Genomic DNA, 22,612 nt, shown 5'->3' on the forward strand with positions numbered 1-22,612 from the left:
TCATCCAATCGACCATAAGGGGATCGAAATCCTGAGAGAACTTCACCACCCCAATACAGAAAGGGCGCACTGAGTGGCACCCAAACGAGCACCCTAACTGGATTCCAAAGAAGTCTTTTCATAACCAGAGTCCAATCACCAGATACCCCCGCCAGCACGAGCAAAGGCAAAGCTCGCGACAGAGCCAACGGAGCCATAGATCGAATGTGCAATCCACGCCCTCTTATGCTGTCGGACACTATGGTAATACCATGCTAGTCTATCTCGTCTTCCAAGGCGCCTCGGTGCGCTCCTCATACCAGTAAAGTGTTGATAGGACCTCGTATAGCGTTGGCCACTAGAGCCCCACCGACTCAGCCCCGAACGCCCATATTTCGCCACGCGGAACATCCCCCCTGACGCGACTCCACGGGCACTGAATGCGCCATCACGTGCAATATGGCGCCAAGACCTTCGAAATCCCCCATTTCTCTTTGCATAGCGATAGCTTCGGTACCCCCAGGCCGCAGCTGTCGCAACACCACATGCCGCAAGTCCTCCAAACATGCAGACCCCTGTGACTGCATGGCGAGCCGCGAAACTCCCGATCTTCCTCAAACCCCACCGGGTTCCTGTGAGGTCTTGGGTGTTGACCGGATCTGTGGGATACCCGTAGGCGGTGTCCCCGCCCTGGTACTCCGGATCCAGGGAGGTGAACAAGCCGGTGGCCTGGTTGTACAACCGGGCGCCCATCAACGTGATCCCGAGCGCATCCAGGGTGGCGCGCTCATGCGCACCCAGCCACCCGTACCCGGCACCGGCCGCACCACCAGCCACGCTGGTCTTGGCGATGGTGGGTTGGCCGTATTCGGTGTAGTCGTGCCAGGTGTCGATCCCCGTCGCGGGGTTGGCGCCGTCGAGCTTGACGGTCGCGTTCACATCACCACGCAGATCGGCCAGGGCCAACTCCGCGGTGGTGATGCCGTTGGTGGTGGTGAACGTGATCCCCATCCCATCCCCGGTCAACCCAGCAAACCGGGTCGTCACACTCTGCCCACCGCGCACGTCGACCGTCCAGGCAGGATTGTCCGACGAATCGGTGTAGTGCCGCGTCATCGTGCCCGCCACCACATCAGGCGTCACCAAGGGTCCGACGGTGGTGTTCTGCACCAGTCGCCTGCCAGCGCCGTCGAGGGTGAACGTCACCCGAGTGTCGCCCTGACTGACCGCCTGTGCAGCATCGGTGTCGTAGTAGGCCAGGCTCATCGCGCCACTACTCGGCTTGATGGTGTCGGCGGCGGGGATGCTGGTCTGACGACCCAAGGGATCGTAGACGTAGCTGCCCTGCCCGTTCGCGCCCGTGACGGGCTGGTCAGCCTGGTTGTAGGCGCGGGTCGTGGCGACGGCACCAGTATCGGCGCAGTCACTGAGGTTGGACGCGGTCGTCTGGCTGGTGCGATTGCCATTCACATCGAACCCGTACCCGCGACGCGTACACAACGGCGCCACGGCGCGAGTGTTCAGCGTTTCGTCGACGCGGATCAGGCGGGCTGCCTTGTCATAGCTGTAACGGCGGTCCGAACTGACGGCCTGCGCCCCTCCGGTGGTGATGTAGCTCGACCCGCCGTCGGTGGACCACTCCCGCACCGTCCTACCCGCAGCATCACTACGACTGGACCAGCCAAACCACTGCTGATCACCCACCGCCGCGCCAGTCTCCGGATCCGTACCCTTGCCGGAGTAGGTCAGGTCAACCAGTTCACCGGCCGGGTCGTAGGAGTGCCGGCGAATGACCCCACCCGGCAACTTCTCCACCGTCGCCGCGCCCTGGGCATCGTAGGCTGCAGGGTCAACCACGTTTCCGACCTGCCCCAATGCATCATCATTGCCGGACCAACGTGGACCAACACGAGGCATCAATATTCCCCCGCTAACTCTTCAGCTATGCCCGCTGTTTCATCGCACGATATCCAGCGAATATTATAGAGATGGCCTTGGTATCGAAATTCCTTCAAATCCGACACATCACCAAGACTACCTATTTCATCGAAGCCCTCATCCCAAGGGGCATTGGTCATATAGAAACGCACTCTCCAGTGCAGCACTCTTCTCACGCGAGACCATCGGCGAAGCATCCCACCTGATTCCGTGATCGAGGTCAGCTCAAACGCTGCGGCTCCCACCACATGCTGCCCGTCATCCACTAGATACGCGTATCGACTACCACAGGACTCCATACTATTCCAAATAGCCGTCATCAAAGAACTTGCAGCCCACCTGAATAGCCAACCCCCGACACGACTGTTTCGCTCGTTCATAACTGAGAAATCCAGCATGCGAGGCCTTGAACACCTTTCCATCCTTTCGCTGAACCCCCACCGTGTGTGCAGTGGGCGCACCAGCGGCTATGCGAAGGCCTCCGGATTCAGAAACCCCAATGCAACAAATCTCACCGACCGGCACAGACCATCCAGAGAGCATCCCCGAATACACCACGCAGCCATTTTTGACCTCGACTCTACTGATGAGTACGCGGATTACACAGCCGCCATAAATTGCTAAAGTCACCCATGCCAATAATCCAGCGGACTCACCCAGGAACCTGGATGAACCTCTTGCCCAGAGAAAAATTCCCCATTCCATGACAGATATAACAAAGAGCGGCTGCACCTTTGCGAATATCCCGCGAATTACCACAGAATCCCCTAGTAGGCCGTCGGATAGTAGCGCCCAACCACTGACGATGTGGCATATGCCGATGCATACCCCAAGTGGCGGCCAGCAACGTGAACAGAAGTTGGCATCCGATGCCTCGACGCTTGATAGCGCGCATTTCTCCGCGGATGAATCAGACGATTGGCTTTCTTGTAATGACGAGACACTCGAACTCCCCCTCCGTAACGATATGCGCGGCGATACAGTCCAAATGTGGCACCACCACCCACGGCGCCGGCCGCCGCGCCGTAGATCTGATGCCGAGCAGCCCGGCGATTCCCCGTACGAGCATAGGCCCCGGCGATGATGAGATTGCACCCGAGCCCAACGCCTCCCCAGGCAAAGCTACATCCCGTCCTGATTGCCCGAGCCCCGAAGCTGTTTCCTGTGAGCCAACGCGAGGCTCGTCCCGATCCTCGCCAAACGGACCTTCCCGCTGATCGCGCGTAGCGCTTAGCCCTACCCCACCAACTCTTTCCGTCGAGGTCTTGGTTGTTGACCGGATCCGTTGGGTAGCCATAGGCGGTGTCACCGCCCTGGTACTCCGGATCCAAGGAGGTGAACAAGCCGGTGGCCTGGTTGTACAACCGGGCGCCCATCAACGTGATGCCCAGCGCATCCAGGGTGGCGCGTTCATGGGCCCCGAGCCAGCCGTACCCGGCACCCGCCGCGCCACCCACCGTGGCGGTCTTGGCGGCGGTGGACTGCCCGTACTCGGTGTAGTCGGCCCAGGTGTCGATCCCGTTGGCCGGGTTGGTGCCGTCGAGCTTGACAGTCGCGTTCACGTCCCCGCGCAGCCCGGCCAGGGCCAACTCCGCCGTGGTGGTGCCATTGAGGGTGGTGAACGTGATACCCATCCCGTCCCCGGTCAACCCGGCAAACCTGGTCGTCACCATCTGCCCACCGCGCACGTCGACGGTCCAGGCGGGGTTGTCCGACGAATCGGTGTAGTGCCTGGTCATGGTGCCCGCCACCACATCGGGTGTGATGACGGGTCCGACGGTGGTGTTCTGCACCAACCGCCTGCCGGCACCATCCAGGGTGAACGTGACCTTGGTGTCCCCCTGAGCCACGGACTGCGCAGCATCGGAGTCGTAATAGGCCAGACTCATAGCCCCGTTGGCGGGCTTGATCGTGTCCGCCGCCGGGATGCTGGTCTGACGCCCCAGCGGGTCGTAGACGTAGCTGCCTTGCCCGTTCGCGCCCGTGACAGGCTGATCCGCCTCGTTGTAGGCCCGTGTCACCGTCGCCGCTCCAGTGTCGGCGCAGTCACTCGGGTTGGACGCGACGCTCTGGCTGGTGCGGTTGCCATTCACGTCGAACCCGTACCCACGACGCGTACACGACGGCGCCACGGCGCGGGTGTTGAGCGTTTCGTCGACGCGGATCAGGCGGGCTGCCTTGTCATAGCTGTAACGGCGGTCCGAACTGACGGCCTGCGCCCCTTCGGGGGTGGTGTAGGCCGACCCGCCGTCGGTGGACCACTCCCGCACCGTCCTACCCGCAGCATCACTACGACTGGACCAGCCAAACCACTGCTGATCAGCCATCGCCGCGCCGGTGTCGGGATCGGTGCCCTTCCCGGAGTAGGTCAAATCGACCAGCTCACCGGCCGGGTCATAGGAGTGGCGACGGATGATGCCGCCGGGCAGCTTCTCCACCGTCGCGGCGCCCTGGGCGTCGTAGGCGGCCGTCGCCGAGTGGGTGATGCCACCGGAACTGACTTCGGTCTTGGTGACCAGGCCACGCGTCTCGGCCCGACCGTTGGCATCGGTCCCGTCGTAGGTGAACGACTGGCTGCCGTTGTTGTCGGCCACCTTGGTGACCTGGCCGAGTGCGTCGTAGGTGGTCGTCGCCGTGTCGGCCGGCTGCCCGGCGGGGGTGTTGGTGTAGGTGAGCTGACGACCCCACGTGTCGTAGGTCATGGCCGTCGACCCAGCCGTCGACGTGGTGCCGGTGACTTGTCCGTTCGCGTCGTAGCTGGTGGTGACGGCCGGGACGGGTGTGGAGCCAGTCAGGCCGGCACTGGTGGTGGTGACCGTGACGGGCCGCGACTTCGCGTCGTAGGTCGTCGTGGTGGTCACCGTGGTGGCGCCAGCAATGGTTTGGGTCTGGGCGGCTTGGCCGTCCCAGGTGTAGCTGGTGGTTCGTTCGACCGGCAGGGTGCCGGCGCCGGGCATGGTCTGGCACACCCACCCGGCCCAGGCCGGTTTGCCGCCACAGGCGGGAACCGTCTGGTCGGCGGCGGTGGTGTAGTAGACGGTCTGGCGGGTCCCGGCATCAGCGGACGTGCCCTTGGCGGAGGGCTGGCGCTGTTCGATCACGCGGCCTTCGTCGTCGTAGACCGTCTCCCGGGTGATGTCGCCGGCTGTGGCGGCCTCGCTGCCGCCCATCCGGGTGGTGGTGGAGGTGGCCTGGCCCAGCTCCCAGCCGGACTTGCCACCCGCCGTGGTGCCGTCGTAGCCGGTGACAGTCGTGTTGAGCAGTTCGTGACGCACCCAGCCGGCGTCGGTCTGTTCCATGGAGGCTGTGGTGACCTGCGTGGGCAGTCGGTACGGCTGACCCGACAACGGATTGACACCTGCGTTGGGGGCGCCCTGGTCGTAGACGGTGTCGGTCTGGGTGCGGATCCACACCTGCTCCCCAGCGGTGTCGGTGGCGGTGCGGGCCGGGGCGAGGGTGCGGGTCACCAAGGTTCCGGCCGGGGTGACCACTTGGCCGGCGGCGTTGGTGATGTCGGTGTTGTAGGTGGTCTCGGTGGAGGCCGCCCCCACATCGGTCAACTCACCGGCACGCAACTGCTCGGTCGCCCGCGCATCCCAGGATTGGATGATGTTGTCGTGGTCGTCGTAGACGTTGGCGCTCCACTGCCACGCCCCGGCGCCGTAGGAGCCCTCGTGGATGGTGTAACCCTCACCATCGGTGAGGAATACGTTGGCCCGCTGCCACGCCGCATCATTCTTGGCCGGGATACCGGTGATCTTCTGATCCGGCCCGAAGACCGCGAAGGTCTGGGAGGCGCGGCGGTCCAACGGGTAGCCGTCGAACTGGGCCAGGTCGAAATTCGACACATCCGCCGGCTGTGCGTACACGAACGCCGCGAGCTGCGCCGTACGATCCGCCGCCTCCACCGTCGCAGGCAGTGGCCTGGTGACCTTGTCCAGCCGGTTGTTGGCATAGGTGAAGGTGTAGCCGTCCTGCCCGGGCGGAGTGATCCCGGCCAGCCGCAGCGTCTTGTCCGCGGCACTGCCGGTCCAGGAGTACTTGGTGACCAGGCCGGTGACCACGTCGGTCTGCGAGGACATGGTCTTGTCGGTGTTGTAGGTGTAGCTGGACAGCACCCGGTCGGTGCTTTCGGTGTCCACCTGCGCGGAGATCTGCGACACGAGGCCCTGGGGGTTGTAGGCCAGCTTCAACACCCGGCACCCGGCGGTGCGGGTGCCCGGCACACACGCCGCTGCCCCCGTGGGCACGGGGGCGATGATCGCCGTCACCCTGCCTTGGGCATCGCGCTGGTAGGTCGTCTTGCCCGGCGTGGCCGGATCAGTCACATCCGTGACCGCAAAAACACTGTCCGCCGTCGCCGACGGTGCCGCCGTCGCGGTGAATCGGGTCGTCACCCCATCCTCGTCCTTGAGCGTGAGCACCGGAGTGGATCCGGCCACGCTCAGGGTGATGCCACTGCTGGCGGTGTCGTCGTCCGCCGGCTCATACGTGCCCGTCGCGAACGCTGCGCTGCTGCGGCGTGCCGGCGCCGTGTAGATCAGGGTGTCGCCCTCGTCGCTGACCAGCGCGATGGTTCCGTCCAGGCGGGTGTTGTCGACCACCTCGGAGGCGGACAGGCCGTCATCGCCGCCATCCAACCCGGCGACCCAGCCCGGCCCGAAGACCTGCTTGGAGGCCGCGACGTCCCCAGCGAACGAATTGTGCGTACGGGACACCCCGATCGCCGAGGTGGGCGACGGCAGGTCAGCATCCGACTCCGAGACCTGCAACTCACCGGTCCACAACGCCACCTGACCCGGCCCCGCCTCACTGGTCGGGAACCCCGACCCGAAGGCGTGCGGCACCCGCACCACCCTGCGCACCGGCGAACACTTCGGCGACCCGCCATAGGTCCAGCACACCCGCAACTCCAGCCTCGCCGGGATCCGCTCGGGCACCACCACACCCTGCGCATCGGCCTGACCGACCAGGCTGGTGGTGTCCATCAACCCACTGGCGGTCACGTTCTGAGTACCAGAGGTGAAGGTGAACTGGTTGCTGGCCGGCACCGGCAAGAAGCCCGTCGAACCGGCCACCCGCCACTGCACCTGCCCCGCCGTACCACCCGGACCACCCTGCCCGGTGACCTGCACCACATCCGTGGTGGTCTGCCCCGACACCGGCGCCGACATCGACGGCGTGCCATAGCCGAAGCCGTAGGTCACCTTCGCCGACTGCCTGCCCACCGGCGACTGCGCCGTCACCGTCACCGTGTGCCACCCGGCCGTGCCACCCACCTTGGGGATCTGGAAAGTCGTGGGCGCCGTGGTCGTCGGCTGCGTCACCGCAGCAATCTTCTCGGCACCACCATCCACCGTGTACCGCACATGCGTCGCCGCCGAATTCGACGTCGCCGCAGCCGCCGTCAACGACACGGTGCACGTCTCCGCCGACTTCACCGCATCCGTCCATGAATTCTTCACCGTCGGACACGACACGCTCGGCGTCGGCGGCGCCGACAACGACACCCAGTACTCCTTCGCCGATGACCAACCACCGGTCAGCATCGAGTCATTGCCCCGCGCCCGCAACCAGGCATGGTCATTGTCCGCAAGCTTGGTGCCCGGCACACACGAAGCCGTCGTGCCCGCCGCCTGGTACCCCGTCCCACACAACACCGACCCATACCCCGAGGTCGCCGACGGCAACCGATGGAACTCCACCTTCACCGTGTTCCCATCAACATCCGACGGAACCTGCGTCGACAAGGCCGGATCCCCGTAGGAGATGTAGGTCTTGCCATTGACCACCGCCGACTTCGAGATCGTCGGCACATTCGCCGTCCCGGGAGCCCGGTCATAGTTCAAACTCATCACCGGCCGATACGCCGAATCATTCGAGTAGAACCGCTTCCACCCATACGGATCGGTCTCATCATCAGCCCGCAGCATCATCCCCACACTGGCGGCCGTCGACGTCGACCACGCCTTCGCCTGCGCCGTCATGTCAATGTGCACACGCCCCACCGGACACGCCGACGAATACCCCTTCGTCTCGGTCGACGTCACCCGCTTGGCACCAATGCTCGGCTGCGCCGTCCACAGCGTCGCCGTCGACGCCACCCCCGAGTCATACGTCGACCACGCCCGCGGTGTACAGGACCAGGAGTGCATCGCAGCCAGGCTCAACGACGCCGAGGTCACCTGCTTGCCCTTGAACGCCGCGGCATCAAAATTCAGGAACGACCGGGCCACCTGCCCCGAGCCGTTGTTGCCCAACTTCAACTCCCCCGACGTCGACTGATCCGTGCCATAACCCTGCTGCACAAACGTGTCGAAAATCGGATACGGCGTCGACTGCGCATAGGTCGGATCCACCGTCACCGGGAACGTGCGCTGCGGCGAGTTCAACCACGCCACATCCGCCACCACACCCAACGACGCCCGCGACACCTTCCCCACACGCTTCACCGCACCCAACCGGAATCCCGCCGCCTTCGACGCGCCCCGATCCGCGTGCTTGCCCGCACCGGCATCCCACATCTGCGGAGCCGCCAACCGACCCCGCGGCTTCTTCGAGCCGGCATCCACCAACTCCACCGAGCCGTCCTTGCCGGCCGTCGGAACCGTGTCCCCGGCACCCGTCAACGTGGTCGGGAACACCACCTGGCCAGCACGACCCCAGCGCCGAACCGCCTCCGACATGCCCTTGCGGGACTTGACCACCCACACCAACTCAAAACCCACCGGGCGGACCTCCACCCGCACATCCACCCCCGGCACCACATCCCGATAGGTCGCCACAGACCCATCCACCACCGGCGCACCCAGCGAAACCCCATCCAACGACACAGCCGCACCATCACCCGCAGCATCGGTCATCGACACCACCTGCTCGCCACCCACCGACACGCGGCCCGGCATCGCCGCAGGCACCGCCCCAGCCGGTGTGGCCTTCAACGTCGTGTCAATCACACGCCACCCATCCGTGGCCGTCGCCGACGCGTCCTTGAACCGCACCGGAGCCGCCGCAACCTCCTCCTGCACATGACCATCCGCATGCACCCATACACGCCGGGTTTCAGACCGCTCGGCCAGCACCTCCACCCGACGCTGTGAAGCCCTCGCCGTCACCGACGCCGACACCCAATCCGGACGAGTCAACTCCCCATCCAACGGCACCAGACCATCCGGACCAGGCTCCTGCCCCGCCACCACCTCCACAGGCGCCGGTGCAGGCGTCGCCTCATCAGCCCACGCCACATCCCCCGGAGCCAACGACGCCACCAACGCCAACGACGTCGCCCCCACCAACCAACCCCGACCCACCCGAACCAACCGGCGCAAACTCCAACCAGACATGAGAGACCCGTCTACGACGCGACGTAACAGTAGAACTATGACAGATGGCCGCCTGAGTGGGGCACGAACTACCAGACCCAAGAGGAGATGTTGTTCACACGCCGAGTGAGCGCACCAGTTCCCTGAAGTGGGCGGCGGCATCCTCAACCCAATCTGGCACTGGTGGACGCAGCAGTTGAGCAAAGGTTCGCCCGCCCGGCTACGCGCTGCCAGTGGCTCAGAGCCGGCATCTTCGAGGCGTCTGCGGACCATTGAGCGCCCATCGTGCACTCACTGGGGCTCGCGGAGGTGCGCTTGGCTCACCAGGGGGCCGATCTGTCGGCGCTCCACCATCCGCGCCCGTGGGCTCGGACGGGGAGCGGCGCAGTCACCCCAGCCGCCACCCGCGATGCTGGCAGTGAGCAGAGTGAGGGGCGGGTGGGGCGTGGGTTCGGGCATGCATCATTCAACAGAGCCGAGTGGCACCCGGCGCACCGCTCTCCCGACTAGTGAGCTCACTCTTCTTCCAGCGAGTGACCTACCCTGGCGACCTCACATTTCACAGCTGGACCGCAGTCCGGCGCTCTCTCGGCGTCAGAACGGTCGTCATGGACTGACGCAATTCCCACCGAACTGAAAGCCCTGCAGTTGACTAGGGAGCGGTCGAGCTCTCGAAGAGCACCGGAGCCCAGCGGCGGCTACACAGAGCCCCCGTTACCTTGCTGGTGACCCCATAACGCGGGGTCACCAGCAAGGTAACGGGTTGAATCGATGACCGAGAGGCCCTACCGGTGCCAGTCCCCAAGGGCAGAGCCTACGGCGACGCTGGAAGCGCGGGTCGCACCGCCTTACCGGTCGGTGCAGGCTGCCGGGGCACTCGTCCGACGGCGCCTGTCGTCGCTGCTTCAGCCCCGAAGTGCACCATCACATCGTGCAGGTAGCCTTGGCCGCGGGACAGGAGCCGACGTGCCGTGGATTCCGACACATCCAAGCCGTCAGCGATCGTCTTGAGGGGCTTCGGGGGTCGTCCGATGCCGTAGAAGTCCCTCAGGACGGAGCGCTCGGTCGGCGGCAGGGCTCGGAGGTAGGGGCGAAGGTCAATGCTGTCGACAGGGTCGGCCTCGTGGTGCGCTCGGAGGGCAACGTGTGATTCGAGGCCGTCGAGCGATGCGCTGGCTCGTCGGGTCAGCAGCATCTCCACTCGCTCGATCGGCGCCCCAGTCTCGGCCGCGACACGCGCCGCGCCATCGGCGCCGGGACCGGCTGGCTGCGTCGCGGCGAGCGCGCGGTAGCGGTACTGGTCGCGCGCTGCATTGGTGGTGAGGCCTTGGCGCGCGCCTGCCTCTGCGGCGATGGCGGTCACCAGTGCTTGGCGGATGCTGCCATAGGCGAACGACGACCACACTCCCCTGCTCGGGTCGAACCTGTGCACCGCATTCATCAGGCCGAGGACTCCTTCTTGGAAGAGGTCCCGGTCGGAGGGTGCGATGTGGGTCTGGCGCATCGTGTAGCCCACCAGCCCCAGACTCGAGGCCACCACCTGCTGGCACGCCGCCTGCCCGGCATCGACCAACCGCTGCAGCTCCTCGCGCGTCGCACCCCGCGTGGCCCGAAGTGCATCCGCGTCCCCGTCGAGGGCGCTGCGTGCCAGGACACCCGCATCGCGGGCGTCCCAGCAGGCCAGCAGCTGCTGGTCGTCCAGCCTCACGTGAGGACCTCACCGCTGCCGGTGTCGACGAGGTGCCCGTCGACGAGCGCAAAGCGGCTGGTCGCAAGGTCGTCGTCGTCTGGTTCGAGGTGTTCCACGTCGCGGTCGTACAACCCGGCCCGAACCGTGGCGTCCTGCCGGGCAGCGCCGATCCGGGCGGTCCCGGCGCAGGAACGATGCCCCGCGTCGCAACTGGTGCGTAGGGTCTCCTTCATGCGGTTCTGGAAGGCCGGCAGCGTGTAGCGGTGCCACTCGGCCAACAGGTCCGACGTGGCCGCGAGCCCGGCCCTGCGTCGCTGGTCGAACACGGTGCCGAGCTCGTGGACCAGGTGCGGATGCCGCGGCCAACACGACGGGACGATGTCGCCCAGCTGCCACGCGTACTCGGTGTTGAGCCAGTCGACACACCGGTCGAGCCACTCCCACACCTCAACCCGCAGGTCACGATCAGTGATCCCGGCCACATCCCACGGTCTGGCGATGAACTCCACCGGCCCCAGATGCTTCACCGTGGACGGATCCTTCGCCTGCTCCAGACGCGCCAGGTCCGCATAGGCACGGTGCATCCGACCTCCCACCGACGGGAACGGCCTCACCAATTCCGACATCGACAACCTCCTCCACTTCGGGAATCTGCTCATCCCAAGCCGTAGTGGCTGTCCGGGTGCCTACACCCCGTGGCGCTCGCGTGTCTGACCTGGTCCCGGATGCGCTGCTGGTCAGCCAGGAGACGTTTGCCGGCTCGTCCGTCGATGCAACGGTCGAGCTTGGCCAGAATGGGTTTCGCGTTCTCGGCGATCACCAACGCGTGACGCTCACGCAGCTCCCGCACCTCGGCGGGGCGGATCACCGGCACGTCCTCACCCGAGACCGAGCGGCTGTGGTGCTGGCCCTGCTGATAGGTCGTCCGGGCGATGCGTTTCATGCCGGCTAGGTCGGAGACCTCCTGGTTGAACGCCACGTCCTTCGAACCGCCGAACAACACCAACACATTGGTCAGCCCGAACAAGGCCCTCGCCTCCTGCTCGCCGAAGATCGCGGCCAGCTGGCGCCAGGTCTGCGCCGCGTAGATGAACGACAACCCCAACGCCCGCTCATTGGCCATCCTCGTCCGCAGCGTCGGCAACGGCGCCGTCGACGGCAACTCGTCCAGCACCGACAGCATCGGCGGACACAACCTTCCCCACGGCGACTCGTGCGCCAACCTCAGGGCAGTGTCCAGCACATGCTCTGCCGCTGCGGTCATCAACGGCGAGGCCGACGCATACGGATCCTCCCGGCCCAGCATGTACACCGTCCCGCGGTTGGCCAGCAGTTGCCGGATGTCCGTCGCCGGCGACCCCACGGACGGGACGCAGCGTCGGCGGATCTCGGTCTGGAAGAACAACGACATCGCCTGCTGCACCGTCGTGATCGTGTTGCCCGCCGTCCGGTCATCACCCCGCAGCGCACCGGTCAACAGTCCATGCCAGAACGGCGCCGCCCCGGGGTGCTGCCGCAGGATCTCCTCCGGCTCGGCCGTCGACAGTGGACTGGCCACCCACTCCAACACCAGCTCCAGATCACCACCGGCCAGCGCGGCGGCGTGGAAGTAGGACTGGATCACCTTCGCCGCCTCAGTCGCATAGAACCGCGCAGCATCATCACCCCGCCCACCGGCTGAGCCCGACTTGATCGTCCCGGCAGTGAACGCCTTCGCCCGACGCTCCGCCACAAGAGGATCCGCACAACCAGCAATTGGATCCCACACCAACGACGGCAACCCCGGCGCCAACCCGAACGTGTCCAACACCGCCACCGGCCCCACCCCGGAGCGACGCGACAACGACAAGAACAAGTCATCCGGCTTGGTCAACGTCACCAGGGCCGCCCCCGGCGCCGACAACAACGCCGGCGTCAGAATGTCCAACGTCTTGCCGGAGCCCTGGGGCCCGATCACCCCAGCGGTCCGGTCGAACGGGCACCACAGCTCTCCCCCACGCGGACGCTTCGCCCGCCCGATCCGCCAGCCCACCTCAGCCGCCCAACCCCGGCTCATCGCTTCCCCTTCCGGGCGAGGTCAGGACGCACGACGCTGCGGACCCGACGCAGCCTCGCTACGCCGAGCAACTCCCGGGCCTCGTCGGCCGACGCGTACCCAGCACCCACCCCCGGACCCCACCGCAACCACGCCTTCCGAACAGCGAGGGTGGCCAGCACCAGCAGCACGAGCTCCGCCACGAGGATTGACGCGGCCAAGGCTCCAGAACCGACCAAGCACGCACCCGGGGCGAGCCCCGCATCCGGACGACCAGCCAGGATCCCGCCGGTCGAACGCACCAACTCGTCCGGCCACAACCAGCCCGAGCCCGCGGCCCAGCAGGCCATTGACCGGCCCAGCTGCACCCCCGCCCCCACGGTCAGAAGAAGCCCTCCAAGCACCAACGCCGGCAGCTCCCAGGTCAGCGGATAAGGATCCCTCGTCGACATGACACCTCCGAAGGCTCAAGCCGGCGGCGAAGTCCCGGTGGCGAGAGCTCTTGGCCCTCGCGATGAGCTCTCGGCGGGTAGCGTGGGCCGCGTGCCCGAGATCCGGAGGCCCGCCTTGCCGCTGCAGGCTGTCGAGCAGGTCGCGCGTTTCGTCCAGGACCATCATTGCGATGGGATAGACGTCCAGGACTTGGCCGATGCTGCGGGCTACAGCCGTCACCACTTCAGCCGAGCCTTCAAGGCCTCGACCGCGGTTGCTCCCAGCGCCTACCTGGCTGCTGTCCGGATCGACAGTGCCAAGCGCCTGTTGCTGTCCGAAACCTGTGCTGTCGTCGATGTCGCGGTCGAGGTCGGTTTCGACTCCCTGTCGAGCTTCACCCGTCGTTTCGCCACGACGGTGGGCACCACGCCCGCGCGCCTGCGCCTGCTGGCGCAGAAGCTGGATCACTCTGCCGTGGCCCCGTTCACGCTAAGCGACCCGAATCAGCCGATCGTCGCCGTCACCCCGGTGCTGCCCGAGGGAGTCGACGACTCGTGCCGGATCTGGCTGGGTTGGTACCCCACGCCCGCACCGATCGGTCTTCCAGCCGCGGGGCAGCTGGGAGAGTATGACGAGCCCATGTCCCTGCCGCTGCACCCGAGCGCCCCGTGGTTGCTCGGGTTCGTCGTCGAGGAGTCCGACGATCACCTGCACGAACTCGCGCCCGCCTGGCCCGTCGTCGCGCGGCATCACGTACCCATCACCCAGCCCGGCGCGGTGACGCTCACTTTCCGTCGTGCGGGCATCGACGACATCCCGCTGCTCAGCGCCCTACCAGCACTGGCGAAGTGAGCACATCCGGACAAAGATCGCCCGTCACGGCTGCCTAGCGTTGGTGATGTCAACACCGACAACCGATGGAGGACACCATGACCCGCACCACCGGAACCCCCACCTGGCTCGACCTGCAGACCACCGACCTCGAGATCGCCAAGCGCTTCTACGGCGAACTGTTCGGCTGGCAGTTCGAGGACTCCGGCCCGGACTTCGGCCACTACACCATGATCACCAAGGACGGCGGGCTCGTCGGCGGCATGATGGACGTCGCCAACTACCCCACTGATGGCAGCGTCCCCGTCCCCGCGGATGGCACGAAGAGCGCTTGGGACGTCTTTCTTGCCGTCGACGATGTCGACAAGCGACTCGGCCTGGCTACCGCCCACGGTGCCACGGTTCTGTTCCCTGCCAGCGACGTGGGCCCTGCAGGCCGCTGCGCCACTGTCGCGGACCCCGCCGGAGCCACCATCGCGATGTGGCAGGCCGGGGACACCGAGGGCTATGCATTCACCGGCCAGCCCGGCACCCCGGTCTGGTTCGAACTGATGGCCCAGGACTTCGAGGCCGCCAAGGCCTTCTACACCGCTGTCTTCGACTTCAACCCCGTCGCCATGGAGACCCCGATGGAGGACGGCGCCGACACCGACGCCTCCAGCTACGTCACCAACGGCCCCGAGGCCGAGGCTTCCAGCGGCATCTGCAACATCGTCGGCTTCGTGCCCGAGTCCGAGGGCTCGTGGTGGCGGATCTACTTCGCCGTGGACGGTTGTGACAAGGCCGTCGAGACCGTCCAGCAGATGGGCGGCACGCTCCTCGACGGGCCCGAGGACTCCCCCTTCGGGCGCATCGCCACCGTCGCGGACCCGATGGGCGCCACCTTCCAGCTCTGCTCCCCCGGCGAGGCCGTCCGCTGACTCCTCTTCAGGATGAGCGCCAACCTTCGGTCGGCCTCCCAACGACCGGGAGGCCGACCATCACCTTGAACGGAGAATCACATGACCACGCGCATTGAGAATGTCGGCATCGTCGTCCAGGACCTCGAGCTCGTCCGCGACTTCTTCGTCGCACTCGGCCTCGAGGTCAAGGGCGTAGCACAGGTCCACGGGCCATGGGTTGACTTGACCCTCGGGCTCGAGGACGTCGAGTCCCGGATCTGCGTGCTCGGCTCCGACGACTCCGACGCGCAGATCGAGCTGCAGCAGTACGTCACGCCCACGCCCCTCCCTGCCGCGAGAGCCGGCATCCCCAACGTCATCGGCCTGCATCGAGTGTCTCTCCAGGTCACCGACCTCGAAGGCCACGTCGGCCGGCTTGCGCAAGAGGGCTACGGGCTGCGCGGTGAGGTCGCGCGGTACGCCGACGAGTGTCACCTCTGCTACGTGGTTGGCCCCGAAGACCTGCTGGTCATGCTGTTCGAGCCCATTTCCCCTGCGTGATCCTGGCATTGCAGCACCCGTCAGTTCTTGGCTCAGCGTCACCCTGTTGGGCCAGATTCCGGCGTCACCGATGGTGGTCCCGCAGCGATTCATGGGGAGCCGCTCTTTTGTCCTTCCGGTAGGTGTTCAAGAGGACTCCTCCGGGCAGTTGCTCTGACTGCACCATCCGGATGGACGCGGGCACACTGATTCCGCGTACCAGGGGAATGCCGCTTCCGAGCAGGACGGGGTTGACCTTGAGCTGGAGCTCGTCGATGAGGTCCAGCAATTGCGCCGCGAGGTCGCCTCCACCGCACAACCAGATGTCCTTGCCGGGCTGCCGTTTGAGGTCCGCCACGAACTGGGCCGGATCCTCGCTGACTCGCTGGACCGAGGGCGAGTCAGGCAACGGCCTGCGCGTCACCACGTACTGGTTCAGATGCGGATAGGCGCCGTCCGTGAGCCCGTGGTCAAGGGCTGGCTGGTGGGTCCGGCGTCCCATGATCACGGCATCGAAGCGCCGCGGCGACGCCGTGACTCCGAGGGCGTCCCTCACGTGGGCCGGGCACGTCTCCGGATAGCGGTCGAACAGCACCCGCAACGTTGCGGGGTCCTGGGGGAATGCCGAGAAGTCATCATCCGCGTCAGCGATGAAGCCGTCGATCGATGTGGCGACGTAGTAGACGAGGTTGCGCACGAGACTCCAATCACTACAGCTGTCGTTGTTGGTCAAGTACAACACATGTAGTGGACGATCCGGTAGTGTTTTCGCCATGGTTGCCAACCCCGACAGGCGCGCGACGGTGTGTGACGCCGCCCTCCACATCCTCGGCAGCGAAGGCCCCCGATCCATGACGCACCGGGCAGTGGATCGCGAAGCCGGCCTACCCTTGGGCACCACCTCGAACTACTTCCCCACCCGGTCCGCACTGTTCGCCGGCATGACACAACGCCTGTTCGAAACCCTGACCCCAGACCCAGCACGACTGGAACAGCTCGCCACCCTGCCCGCCCACGACGCCGGGCCCGAATACATCGCCTACATCGTCGAACGACTCCTGACCCAGCCGAACCTCGGCCGCGCCTGGTTCGAACTACGCCTCGAAGCCCACCGCTCCCCCGAGATCGCCGCCCTGGTGACGCCAGTGCTGCAAGAAGGATTCGCCCAGGACATCACCTTCCACCAGGAACGCGGCCTGCCCGGAGACACCGAAACCGTCCGAACGCTGCACCACCTCGTCGACGGCATCCTCTTCGACGCCCTGACCACCCCCACCCGGCCAGACGCGGATCCCGTGGAGCTGGCTCGGCGCGCGAGCCAAGCCCTCCTGAGCCCCTGAGCCAAGGACCTGACGGACCCGTGAGCGGCTCCGGAGAATTCGATTGCGACGAGCACACCAGCTCTGGTCGACTGGGCAGATGCTGCCCCAGACCATCCCCACCCTCACAGGTCGACGCGTCACGCTCAGACCCTTCCGGGAATCCGACGCGCCGCTGGTGCAGTCCGTCGCGGATGATCCGCTGATCCCGCTCATCACGACCGTCCCAACCACTGGGAGCCTCGAGGACGCGCTCGCCTACATCGACCGACAGCATGAGCGACTGGCCAGCGGAGCCGGGTACTCCTTCGCCATCGCCAACGCCGAGACCGACGAGATGGTCGGACAGATCGGCCTGTGGCTTGCCGCCATCAAGCACGGCCGGGCAAGCACCGGCTACTGGGTCGCACCGCAACACCGGCGCCGCGGCTACGTTAGCGACGCCCTGCGCACGTTGTCGGACTGGGCCCTCAGCCTTGACGAGGTTCAGCGCCTCGAGTTGTACGTCGAGCCCTGGAACGAAGGATCCTGGCACGCCGCCGAGAAGTGCGGCTTCCAGCGCGAGGGCCTGCTGCGGTCTTGGCAGCTCGTCGGCGGCGAGCGCAAGGACATGTACATGTACAGCCGCATTCGCTCCCGCCGACAGACACCGGCTGCCAACCCGCCAAAGCCGATGGCGCCAAACTCACATACCCACACGGGTTGGCATTACGAATGGGTTCGTGAAGCCTCCTGCTCAATCACCGCGGCGAGCTCTTCGGAACGGCTCCACATCGGCCAGTGACCGGTGGGCAGGTCCACAAAGGAAACGTCAGCCAGCCTTGTCACCTCGGCGAACGTTGGATGCCCGGCCGCAGCCAGGTCCTTCGCCTGTGCGCTGGACAAAGAGCAGCAGACCAGGGTCGTCGGGACACGCAGCCGCGCATCGTTGATCAGGTGCACGGCGGCTCGCGCCACGGATCCCGGCTCTGCGACGGCAAGAGCCCGGAAGCGGTCGAGCTGGTCCGGACCAAGCCCTTCGAGGCTGGCTTGCTGCGCGAGGGATTCGAAGTCCGGCAACGGGAGCTCAGTGACTTGTTCGGGAAGCTCAGGTGCAAATGCTCCCCCGTCGGGTACCGGGCCGGAGTCCACCCAGATCACGCGTTGGACTGCAGCGGGAATGCGATCCAGGGCGAGGCTGACGGGTCCGTTGGCTCCGCTGTGGGCGACGATGACGATCTCGCCGTGCGTCCCCTCGATGACGGTCTGGATGGCGTCGGCCTGGTCGGCGAGCGTACGGGTTGCGCGCTGCGGATCGGCGGGGTCGAGGCCGGGGAGGGTCAAAGGAAGGCAGCGGAACCCGCGTCCGGCGAGTTCCTTCGCCACGTCTTCCCAGGCCCAGGCACCGAGCCAGTAACCAGGGACAAGGACGAGTGTGGGCTGTGTGGTGGTATGTGTCGTTGAGGTCATGCGCCCATCCTCCGGGACCACCCGGACAACCGTATGTCACCATTTCTGTCATGAATGTAGCCCGAGTGACGGCGTGAAGCGCGCCGAGCGCCTGCACGCCCTGTCCGAGGCGTTGCGCCGGAGCGGCCAACGCGGTTGCAGCGCCGAGGGACTGGCCGAACAGTTCGGAGTGTCGGTACGCACGGTCAAGCGCGACCTCGACGCGTTGGAGAACGCCGGCCTCCCTCTGTGGTCCCGCCCCGGCCCGGGCGGTGGCTATGGCGTGGTGCCGGGTGCAAACCTGCCACCCATCACGCTCCCTCCGGCGGAGGCTACCGCTCTCATGGCAGCGGTGGCCGCTGCACCGGACGCTCCCTATGCCGACCTCGCCACTGCAGGCGTCCGCAAGATCATCGACGTGCTGGATCCCGTCACCCGTCAGCGATTTGAGACCCTTGCGGGACGGGTGTGGGTGAACCCCACAGACACACCCTCACGGCCCATCCGGTCTGCCTTGGAGCAGGCACTCGCCGACCAGCGCGTGCTGCGCATCCACTACCGCGCAGCGTCCGGCGATATCACGAAACGCGACGTGGAACCCATACTGTTTGCCTCAACCGGCGGCACTTGGTACCTGATCGGCTGGTGCCGGCTGCGCGACGCCGTGCGCTGGTTCATGGTCACGCGCATCCAGAAGGCGACGGTCACGACCGAGACCTGCTCCGGCCACACTCTCAACGAGGTCGGAGCACCACCTCCAACCGCCCGCAGCGTCGATCAGTCCACTTCTATGTAAATAACGACGCCTTCCTGCCTTGAGCCACTCGATCAAGAACGTTTGGCGGCCTGTCGTTCACCTCGCTGAGACCAGCGGGCGAAGCGCGCCTGGATCTTGCCCCAATCAGACGAGGGTGGAGGCAGCGTGGGCTGCGGCCCGGACGGTGTCGTTCGTGATGGGCTGCTTCTCCAAGAGCGCCTGGTAGTGCAAGGGGCCGACCAGAACTCGCAGAACCACCCCAGGGTCTGCTGGACTGCCATGACGCGACACGATCGCGCCAATCTCCTCACGACGGTCGGCCCAGAACTGACCCAGGACCTGATGAACCTCGGGGTCCCGCCATGCCGACAGCGCCAACACCAGCGCCGCGCCATCCCCGGCCAGCTGATCGGCCAACCGTCGCGCCATTGCGGCCAGATCGCCGGACAGCGTGCCAGTCTCGACGGGTTCGAGGTTGCTGCCAATCTCCCGCGCCAGATCAGCCACCACACCTGCCGGACTCCCCCACCGACGGTAGATCGAGGAGCGGTGCACACCCGAACGGCGAGCAATCAGCTCCATCCGCATACCACCCGGGCCCTGTTCCACGAGCAGTTCACGGGTCGCGCTCAGCACAGCCGCCCGAGTCCGCGACGTACGACCCCCGGGACGTTGCAGGCCCACTGTCATCGCCTCATCCACGCCGTCACCTTAACGCGACAATCAGATGCGTTACCTTGCAGGCATGAGTGCCAACCGCTCCGCAGCTGCACGAGCCATCGACGCCGCCCGCGCAGGCCGCATCGACAGCCTGGCCGCCCTACAGGGCACCGCCTCGATCGACGTCGACGCCTCCGCCGAAACCACCTTCGCCGTCCTGACCGACCTGGACGCCTGGCCTGCCATCATCCCCGGAGTGACCCGAATGCGCACCCATCTCACTTCCGGAGCAGGCCCACGGCCGGGGGACACGTTCTCGTGGCGCAACCAGGGCTTCCCCCTCAGGTCGACCCTGCAGCGCCTCGAGTACCCGACCCAGGTGTGTTGGACCGGCAAGGCCCTGTGGATCGTGGCAGCCCACTGCAACACGATCACCGAACTGCCAGCAGGGCGCTGCCGACTGACGAGCACGGAAAGCATGGCCGGCTTCGGCGTCTCCCACCTCATGTCGACCAGCAGCCTCAACCACCAGCTACGCCTGTTCGTCGAAGCGATCGCAGTCGAGGCCGAACGGAGGGCACGTGATAGCGCGTGACGTCGCCTACTTCGCCGCCGAAATGGGCGTGTACACCGCCGTCGTGGTGACGGGCTGGCGACACCACCCGGCGGCGGGCATCGCCGCGGTCCTCGCCATGGCCGTCTGGTGGGGCGCCCTCCATTCGCCCCGGGCACCCATCCATCTTCCGGCGCCCATCGACTTGGCACTCCGCCTGACCTGGTTCGGCATCGGGGCTGCGTGCTTGGGCCGGCTGACTGTGGACAGCTGAACCATCCACCACCAGTGATCGAAGGCTTGCACCATGACTATTCGGCAACTTCGCATCTACACCATTCCGCACAGCAAGCGGGAGGCCTTCTTCGATCGATGGGACTCCGCTGCTCGCCCCCTCATGGAGAGGCATGGCTTCCGCATCGTCACCACATGGATCGGTCAGGTCGACCCCACGTCTGCAACCCTGCCCGTGCGCCTGGCAAAGGCTTTGGAGTTCCTGCAGCTGCACCGCCGTGACCCCGGGCGCAGTGGACTCTTCGAGTTCGGCTAAGAACTCGAGTGGGACGACGTCACCCACCTACGTAGCAGCTGGGCCGCCTTCCTGCACGACTCCCGCTGGGTCGACACGAAGGCCCAGCACCGGAAGGGAACCCACGGCGAACCCGTCCTCATGGTCTCTGACCGAATCCTGACGACGCGTCCATGGCCTCATGCCGGCCTCAACCGTTGACCCGCCAGATCTCGAAGATTTGCTTGCTGGTCCAGCTCTTGTAGTCGCCGATGATGATGCCGCGGTTGCTGCTGGCGGCTTCGATGGTCTGTTTCGTCTTGGGGTTCCAGACGAGGGCGACGTGGCCGATGCGGGTGGGGCCGAGGTAGCTGTTGATGAAGATGAGGTCGCCGGGCTTCTCTTGGCCAGCAGGGATGCGTTGGCCGTGGCCGGCGGCGAGCCAGTCGCGTTGGTCGCCGGCGGTGCGGGGCATTGTGATACCGACGGTGCGGTAAGCGGCTTGGACGTAGCTGGAGCAGTCATAGGCGGTGGGCCCTGCCGCGCCCATGATGTAGGGGCCGCCGAGTTTCGTCTTCGCCCAAGCCAGTACAAGGTCAGACTCACCGGCGGGTAGTGGCTCCGCGCCGGGTCCGACGGGTGCTTCGACGCCGGGTTCGCAGTTGGTGGTGGTGCCGGTGACTGTGCCGCCGCCGTAGGTGTGGGCGTAGTGCAGGACGTCGCCGATGTACCAGTCGGCGTGGTTGTAGGCGAACAGGGCGCGGCGGATCCCGTCGGGGCCTTTGAGGGCGCCGGAGGCGACGAGGTAGTTGGCAGCGGAGTGGATGCTGTCGGCCGGGTCGGTGATGACGGTTCGTCCGTCGTGGTTTGCGTCGACGCCGTAGTGGGCGAAGGTGGCGGGCATGAACTGCATCAACCCTTGTGCCCCGGCGGAGCTCGTGGAGGTGTTGCGACCGTGGGCGGTCTCCTCCATACCTATACCGGCCAGCAGCGTCCACGGCAGGCCGTACTTGGTGGCTGCGTCCTTGTAGAGCTTCTCCACCTCGGCGGGGATCGGCAGGGCCGGGTTGTGCAGGGAGTCCTGCCGCACGGCCGGTTGGGGTAGGTCGAACCCGACACCGCCCTCGACGGTCCCTTCCGTGGGACGGGCGGGTGTTGTGGCGGTGGGGTGGCCGTCGAGTGGGGCGCCGTGGCTGGTCATGAAGGGTTGGGGGTCGACGTCGGTGCCGTTGACGGTGACGGTGAAGTGCAGGTGCGCGCCGGTCGAGTAGCCGGTGGAGCCCTGCACCCCCAGCACCTGCCCGGCGGCCACGCGGCTGCCGGGCTTGATGCCGCCCTTGATGGTGGCGAGGTGGGCATACAGGGTGGTGATGCCGCCTGTGTGGTGGATGAGTACGTGGTTGCCCCACGCCGGGTGTGAGCTGGCTGTGGTGACGGTGCCGCCGGCTGCGGCGACGACGGGGGTGGCGGGTGGGGCGACGAGGTCAACGCCGTTGTGCAGCTTCCACACCCGCCGGACAGGGTGCAGTCGCATCCCGAACCGGGAGGTGATCGCGTAGCCGGTAGCCAGAGGGGCGCGCCACTGCCCCGCCGCCGGCGCAGCCTGCAGACACCCCGGGTCCGTGACCATCTCGGGTTCTGCCGCGGCGCTGCCGCTGGTGACGAGTGCGGCGCAGGCGATCGGCACGGCCAGCAGCGCTGTGATGAGGGCAGCGAGGGTGGCGAGGAGTTTGGTCATG

The 22,612-nt window shown here is 66.2% G+C and carries 21 protein-coding genes and 1 pseudogene; 10 read left to right on the forward strand and 12 right to left on the reverse strand.

Features of this window, described 5'->3' with window-relative positions; translation table 11 throughout:
- Nucleotides 1–135: 135 nt before the first annotated feature.
- On the reverse strand, nt 136–1,896 hold the full coding sequence (locus EDD41_RS02705) for an RHS repeat-associated core domain-containing protein (protein WP_148060451.1): 1,761 nt from the start codon (nt 1,894–1,896) through the stop codon (nt 136–138).
- Nucleotides 1,897–2,684: 788 nt separating this feature from the next.
- Nucleotides 2,685–7,244: an RHS repeat-associated core domain-containing protein gene (locus EDD41_RS02710; protein ID WP_245995510.1), complete on the reverse strand. Its 4,560-nt coding sequence runs from the start codon at nt 7,242–7,244 to the stop codon at nt 2,685–2,687.
- A 31-nt stretch (nt 7,245–7,275) separates the two neighbouring features.
- Between EDD41_RS02710 and EDD41_RS17330 the strand changes: the two genes are divergently transcribed.
- Nucleotides 7,276–7,683, forward strand: a complete 408-nt coding sequence (locus EDD41_RS17330) for a hypothetical protein (RefSeq protein ID WP_245995511.1) — start codon at nt 7,276–7,278, stop codon at nt 7,681–7,683.
- A 140-nt stretch (nt 7,684–7,823) separates the two neighbouring features.
- Here the strand turns inward: EDD41_RS17330 and EDD41_RS18065 are convergent.
- From EDD41_RS18065 to EDD41_RS02730, 6 genes and pseudogenes are all read right to left on the reverse strand, one after another.
- Nucleotides 7,824–9,512, reverse strand: a pseudogene (locus tag EDD41_RS18065) (DNRLRE domain-containing protein); the annotation flags it as partial.
- A gap of 18 nt (nt 9,513–9,530) precedes the next feature.
- Nucleotides 9,531–9,698 carry a hypothetical protein gene (locus tag EDD41_RS16725; protein WP_170165211.1) on the reverse strand — a complete coding sequence of 56 codons (168 nt, stop codon included), beginning with the start codon at nt 9,696–9,698 and terminating at the stop codon, nt 9,531–9,533.
- A gap of 355 nt (nt 9,699–10,053) precedes the next feature.
- On the reverse strand, nt 10,054–10,947 hold the full coding sequence (locus tag EDD41_RS02715) for a sigma-70 family RNA polymerase sigma factor (protein WP_123574863.1): 894 nt from the start codon (nt 10,945–10,947) through the stop codon (nt 10,054–10,056).
- Nucleotides 10,944–11,513, reverse strand: a complete 570-nt coding sequence (locus EDD41_RS02720) for a hypothetical protein (RefSeq protein WP_123574864.1) — start codon at nt 11,511–11,513, stop codon at nt 10,944–10,946. Before EDD41_RS02720 ends, EDD41_RS02715 begins: the two co-directional genes overlap by 4 nt.
- Before the next feature lie 71 nt (nt 11,514–11,584).
- Complete coding sequence (locus EDD41_RS02725) at nt 11,585–12,886, reverse strand: type IV secretory system conjugative DNA transfer family protein (RefSeq protein WP_245995513.1); 1,302 nt, start codon at nt 12,884–12,886, stop codon at nt 11,585–11,587.
- A 95-nt stretch (nt 12,887–12,981) separates the two neighbouring features.
- Nucleotides 12,982–13,416 carry a hypothetical protein gene (locus EDD41_RS02730; RefSeq protein ID WP_123574866.1) on the reverse strand — a complete coding sequence of 145 codons (435 nt, stop codon included), beginning with the start codon at nt 13,414–13,416 and terminating at the stop codon, nt 12,982–12,984.
- Here EDD41_RS02730 and EDD41_RS02735 point away from each other — a divergent pair.
- From EDD41_RS02735 to EDD41_RS02745, 3 genes are all read left to right on the forward strand, one after another.
- Nucleotides 13,415–14,248 carry a helix-turn-helix transcriptional regulator gene (locus EDD41_RS02735; protein WP_123574867.1) on the forward strand — a complete coding sequence of 278 codons (834 nt, stop codon included), beginning with the start codon at nt 13,415–13,417 and terminating at the stop codon, nt 14,246–14,248. The genes EDD41_RS02730 and EDD41_RS02735 overlap by 2 nt on opposite strands.
- A gap of 77 nt (nt 14,249–14,325) precedes the next feature.
- Nucleotides 14,326–15,147 (forward strand): VOC family protein, encoded by an 822-nt coding sequence (locus EDD41_RS02740; RefSeq protein WP_123576821.1) that lies wholly within the window; start codon nt 14,326–14,328, stop codon nt 15,145–15,147.
- Nucleotides 15,148–15,228: 81 nt separating this feature from the next.
- Nucleotides 15,229–15,669, forward strand: a complete 441-nt coding sequence (locus EDD41_RS02745; RefSeq protein WP_123574868.1) for a VOC family protein — start codon at nt 15,229–15,231, stop codon at nt 15,667–15,669.
- A gap of 64 nt (nt 15,670–15,733) precedes the next feature.
- On the opposite strand, the gene EDD41_RS02750 is transcribed toward EDD41_RS02745, so the two are convergent.
- Entirely contained in the window at nt 15,734–16,345 is a 612-nt protein-coding gene (locus EDD41_RS02750; protein WP_123574869.1) for a dihydrofolate reductase family protein, read from the reverse strand.
- Nucleotides 16,346–16,421: 76 nt separating this feature from the next.
- Between EDD41_RS02750 and EDD41_RS02755 the strand changes: the two genes are divergently transcribed.
- The gene (locus EDD41_RS02755; protein ID WP_123574870.1) at nt 16,422–16,988 is read left to right on the forward strand and encodes a TetR/AcrR family transcriptional regulator; all 567 of its coding nucleotides are present in this window, start codon (nt 16,422–16,424) and stop codon (nt 16,986–16,988) included.
- A gap of 79 nt (nt 16,989–17,067) precedes the next feature.
- Entirely contained in the window at nt 17,068–17,751 is a 684-nt protein-coding gene (locus EDD41_RS02760) for a GNAT family N-acetyltransferase (RefSeq protein WP_123574871.1), read from the forward strand.
- Here the strand turns inward: EDD41_RS02760 and EDD41_RS02765 are convergent.
- The gene (locus EDD41_RS02765) at nt 17,676–18,416 is read right to left on the reverse strand and encodes an alpha/beta fold hydrolase (RefSeq protein ID WP_123574872.1); all 741 of its coding nucleotides are present in this window, start codon (nt 18,414–18,416) and stop codon (nt 17,676–17,678) included. The genes EDD41_RS02760 and EDD41_RS02765 overlap by 76 nt on opposite strands.
- Nucleotides 18,417–18,489: 73 nt before the next feature.
- Between EDD41_RS02765 and EDD41_RS02770 the strand changes: the two genes are divergently transcribed.
- Nucleotides 18,490–19,191: a helix-turn-helix transcriptional regulator gene (locus EDD41_RS02770; RefSeq protein WP_123574873.1), complete on the forward strand. Its 702-nt coding sequence runs from the start codon at nt 18,490–18,492 to the stop codon at nt 19,189–19,191.
- A gap of 105 nt (nt 19,192–19,296) precedes the next feature.
- Here EDD41_RS02770 and EDD41_RS02775 read toward each other — a convergent pair whose 3' ends face one another.
- Entirely contained in the window at nt 19,297–19,842 is a 546-nt protein-coding gene (locus EDD41_RS02775) for a TetR/AcrR family transcriptional regulator (protein ID WP_123574874.1), read from the reverse strand.
- 55 nt (nt 19,843–19,897) lie between these two features.
- Between EDD41_RS02775 and EDD41_RS02780 the strand changes: the two genes are divergently transcribed.
- From EDD41_RS02780 to EDD41_RS02790, 3 genes are read left to right on the forward strand one after another with little or no spacing between them, the layout of a single operon-like run.
- A complete protein-coding gene (locus EDD41_RS02780; protein WP_170165212.1) occupies nt 19,898–20,407 on the forward strand; it encodes an SRPBCC family protein in 510 nt (169 codons plus the stop codon).
- A complete protein-coding gene (locus EDD41_RS02785; RefSeq protein ID WP_123574876.1) occupies nt 20,394–20,639 on the forward strand; it encodes a DUF2568 domain-containing protein in 246 nt (81 codons plus the stop codon). The genes EDD41_RS02780 and EDD41_RS02785 overlap by 14 nt, the downstream gene beginning before the upstream one ends.
- A gap of 33 nt (nt 20,640–20,672) precedes the next feature.
- Nucleotides 20,673–20,915, forward strand: coding sequence for an NIPSNAP family protein (locus EDD41_RS02790; RefSeq protein WP_123574877.1), 243 nt, complete (start codon nt 20,673–20,675; stop codon nt 20,913–20,915).
- Between the two features lie 169 nt (nt 20,916–21,084).
- On the opposite strand, the gene EDD41_RS17725 is transcribed toward EDD41_RS02790, so the two are convergent.
- On the reverse strand, nt 21,085–22,611 hold the full coding sequence (locus EDD41_RS17725; RefSeq protein ID WP_123574878.1) for a peptidoglycan DD-metalloendopeptidase family protein: 1,527 nt from the start codon (nt 22,609–22,611) through the stop codon (nt 21,085–21,087).
- Nucleotide 22,612: the final 1 nt, after the last annotated feature.

The organism is Luteococcus japonicus (assembly GCF_003752415.1).
Classification (GTDB): Bacteria; Actinomycetota; Actinomycetes; order Propionibacteriales; family Propionibacteriaceae; genus Luteococcus; species Luteococcus japonicus.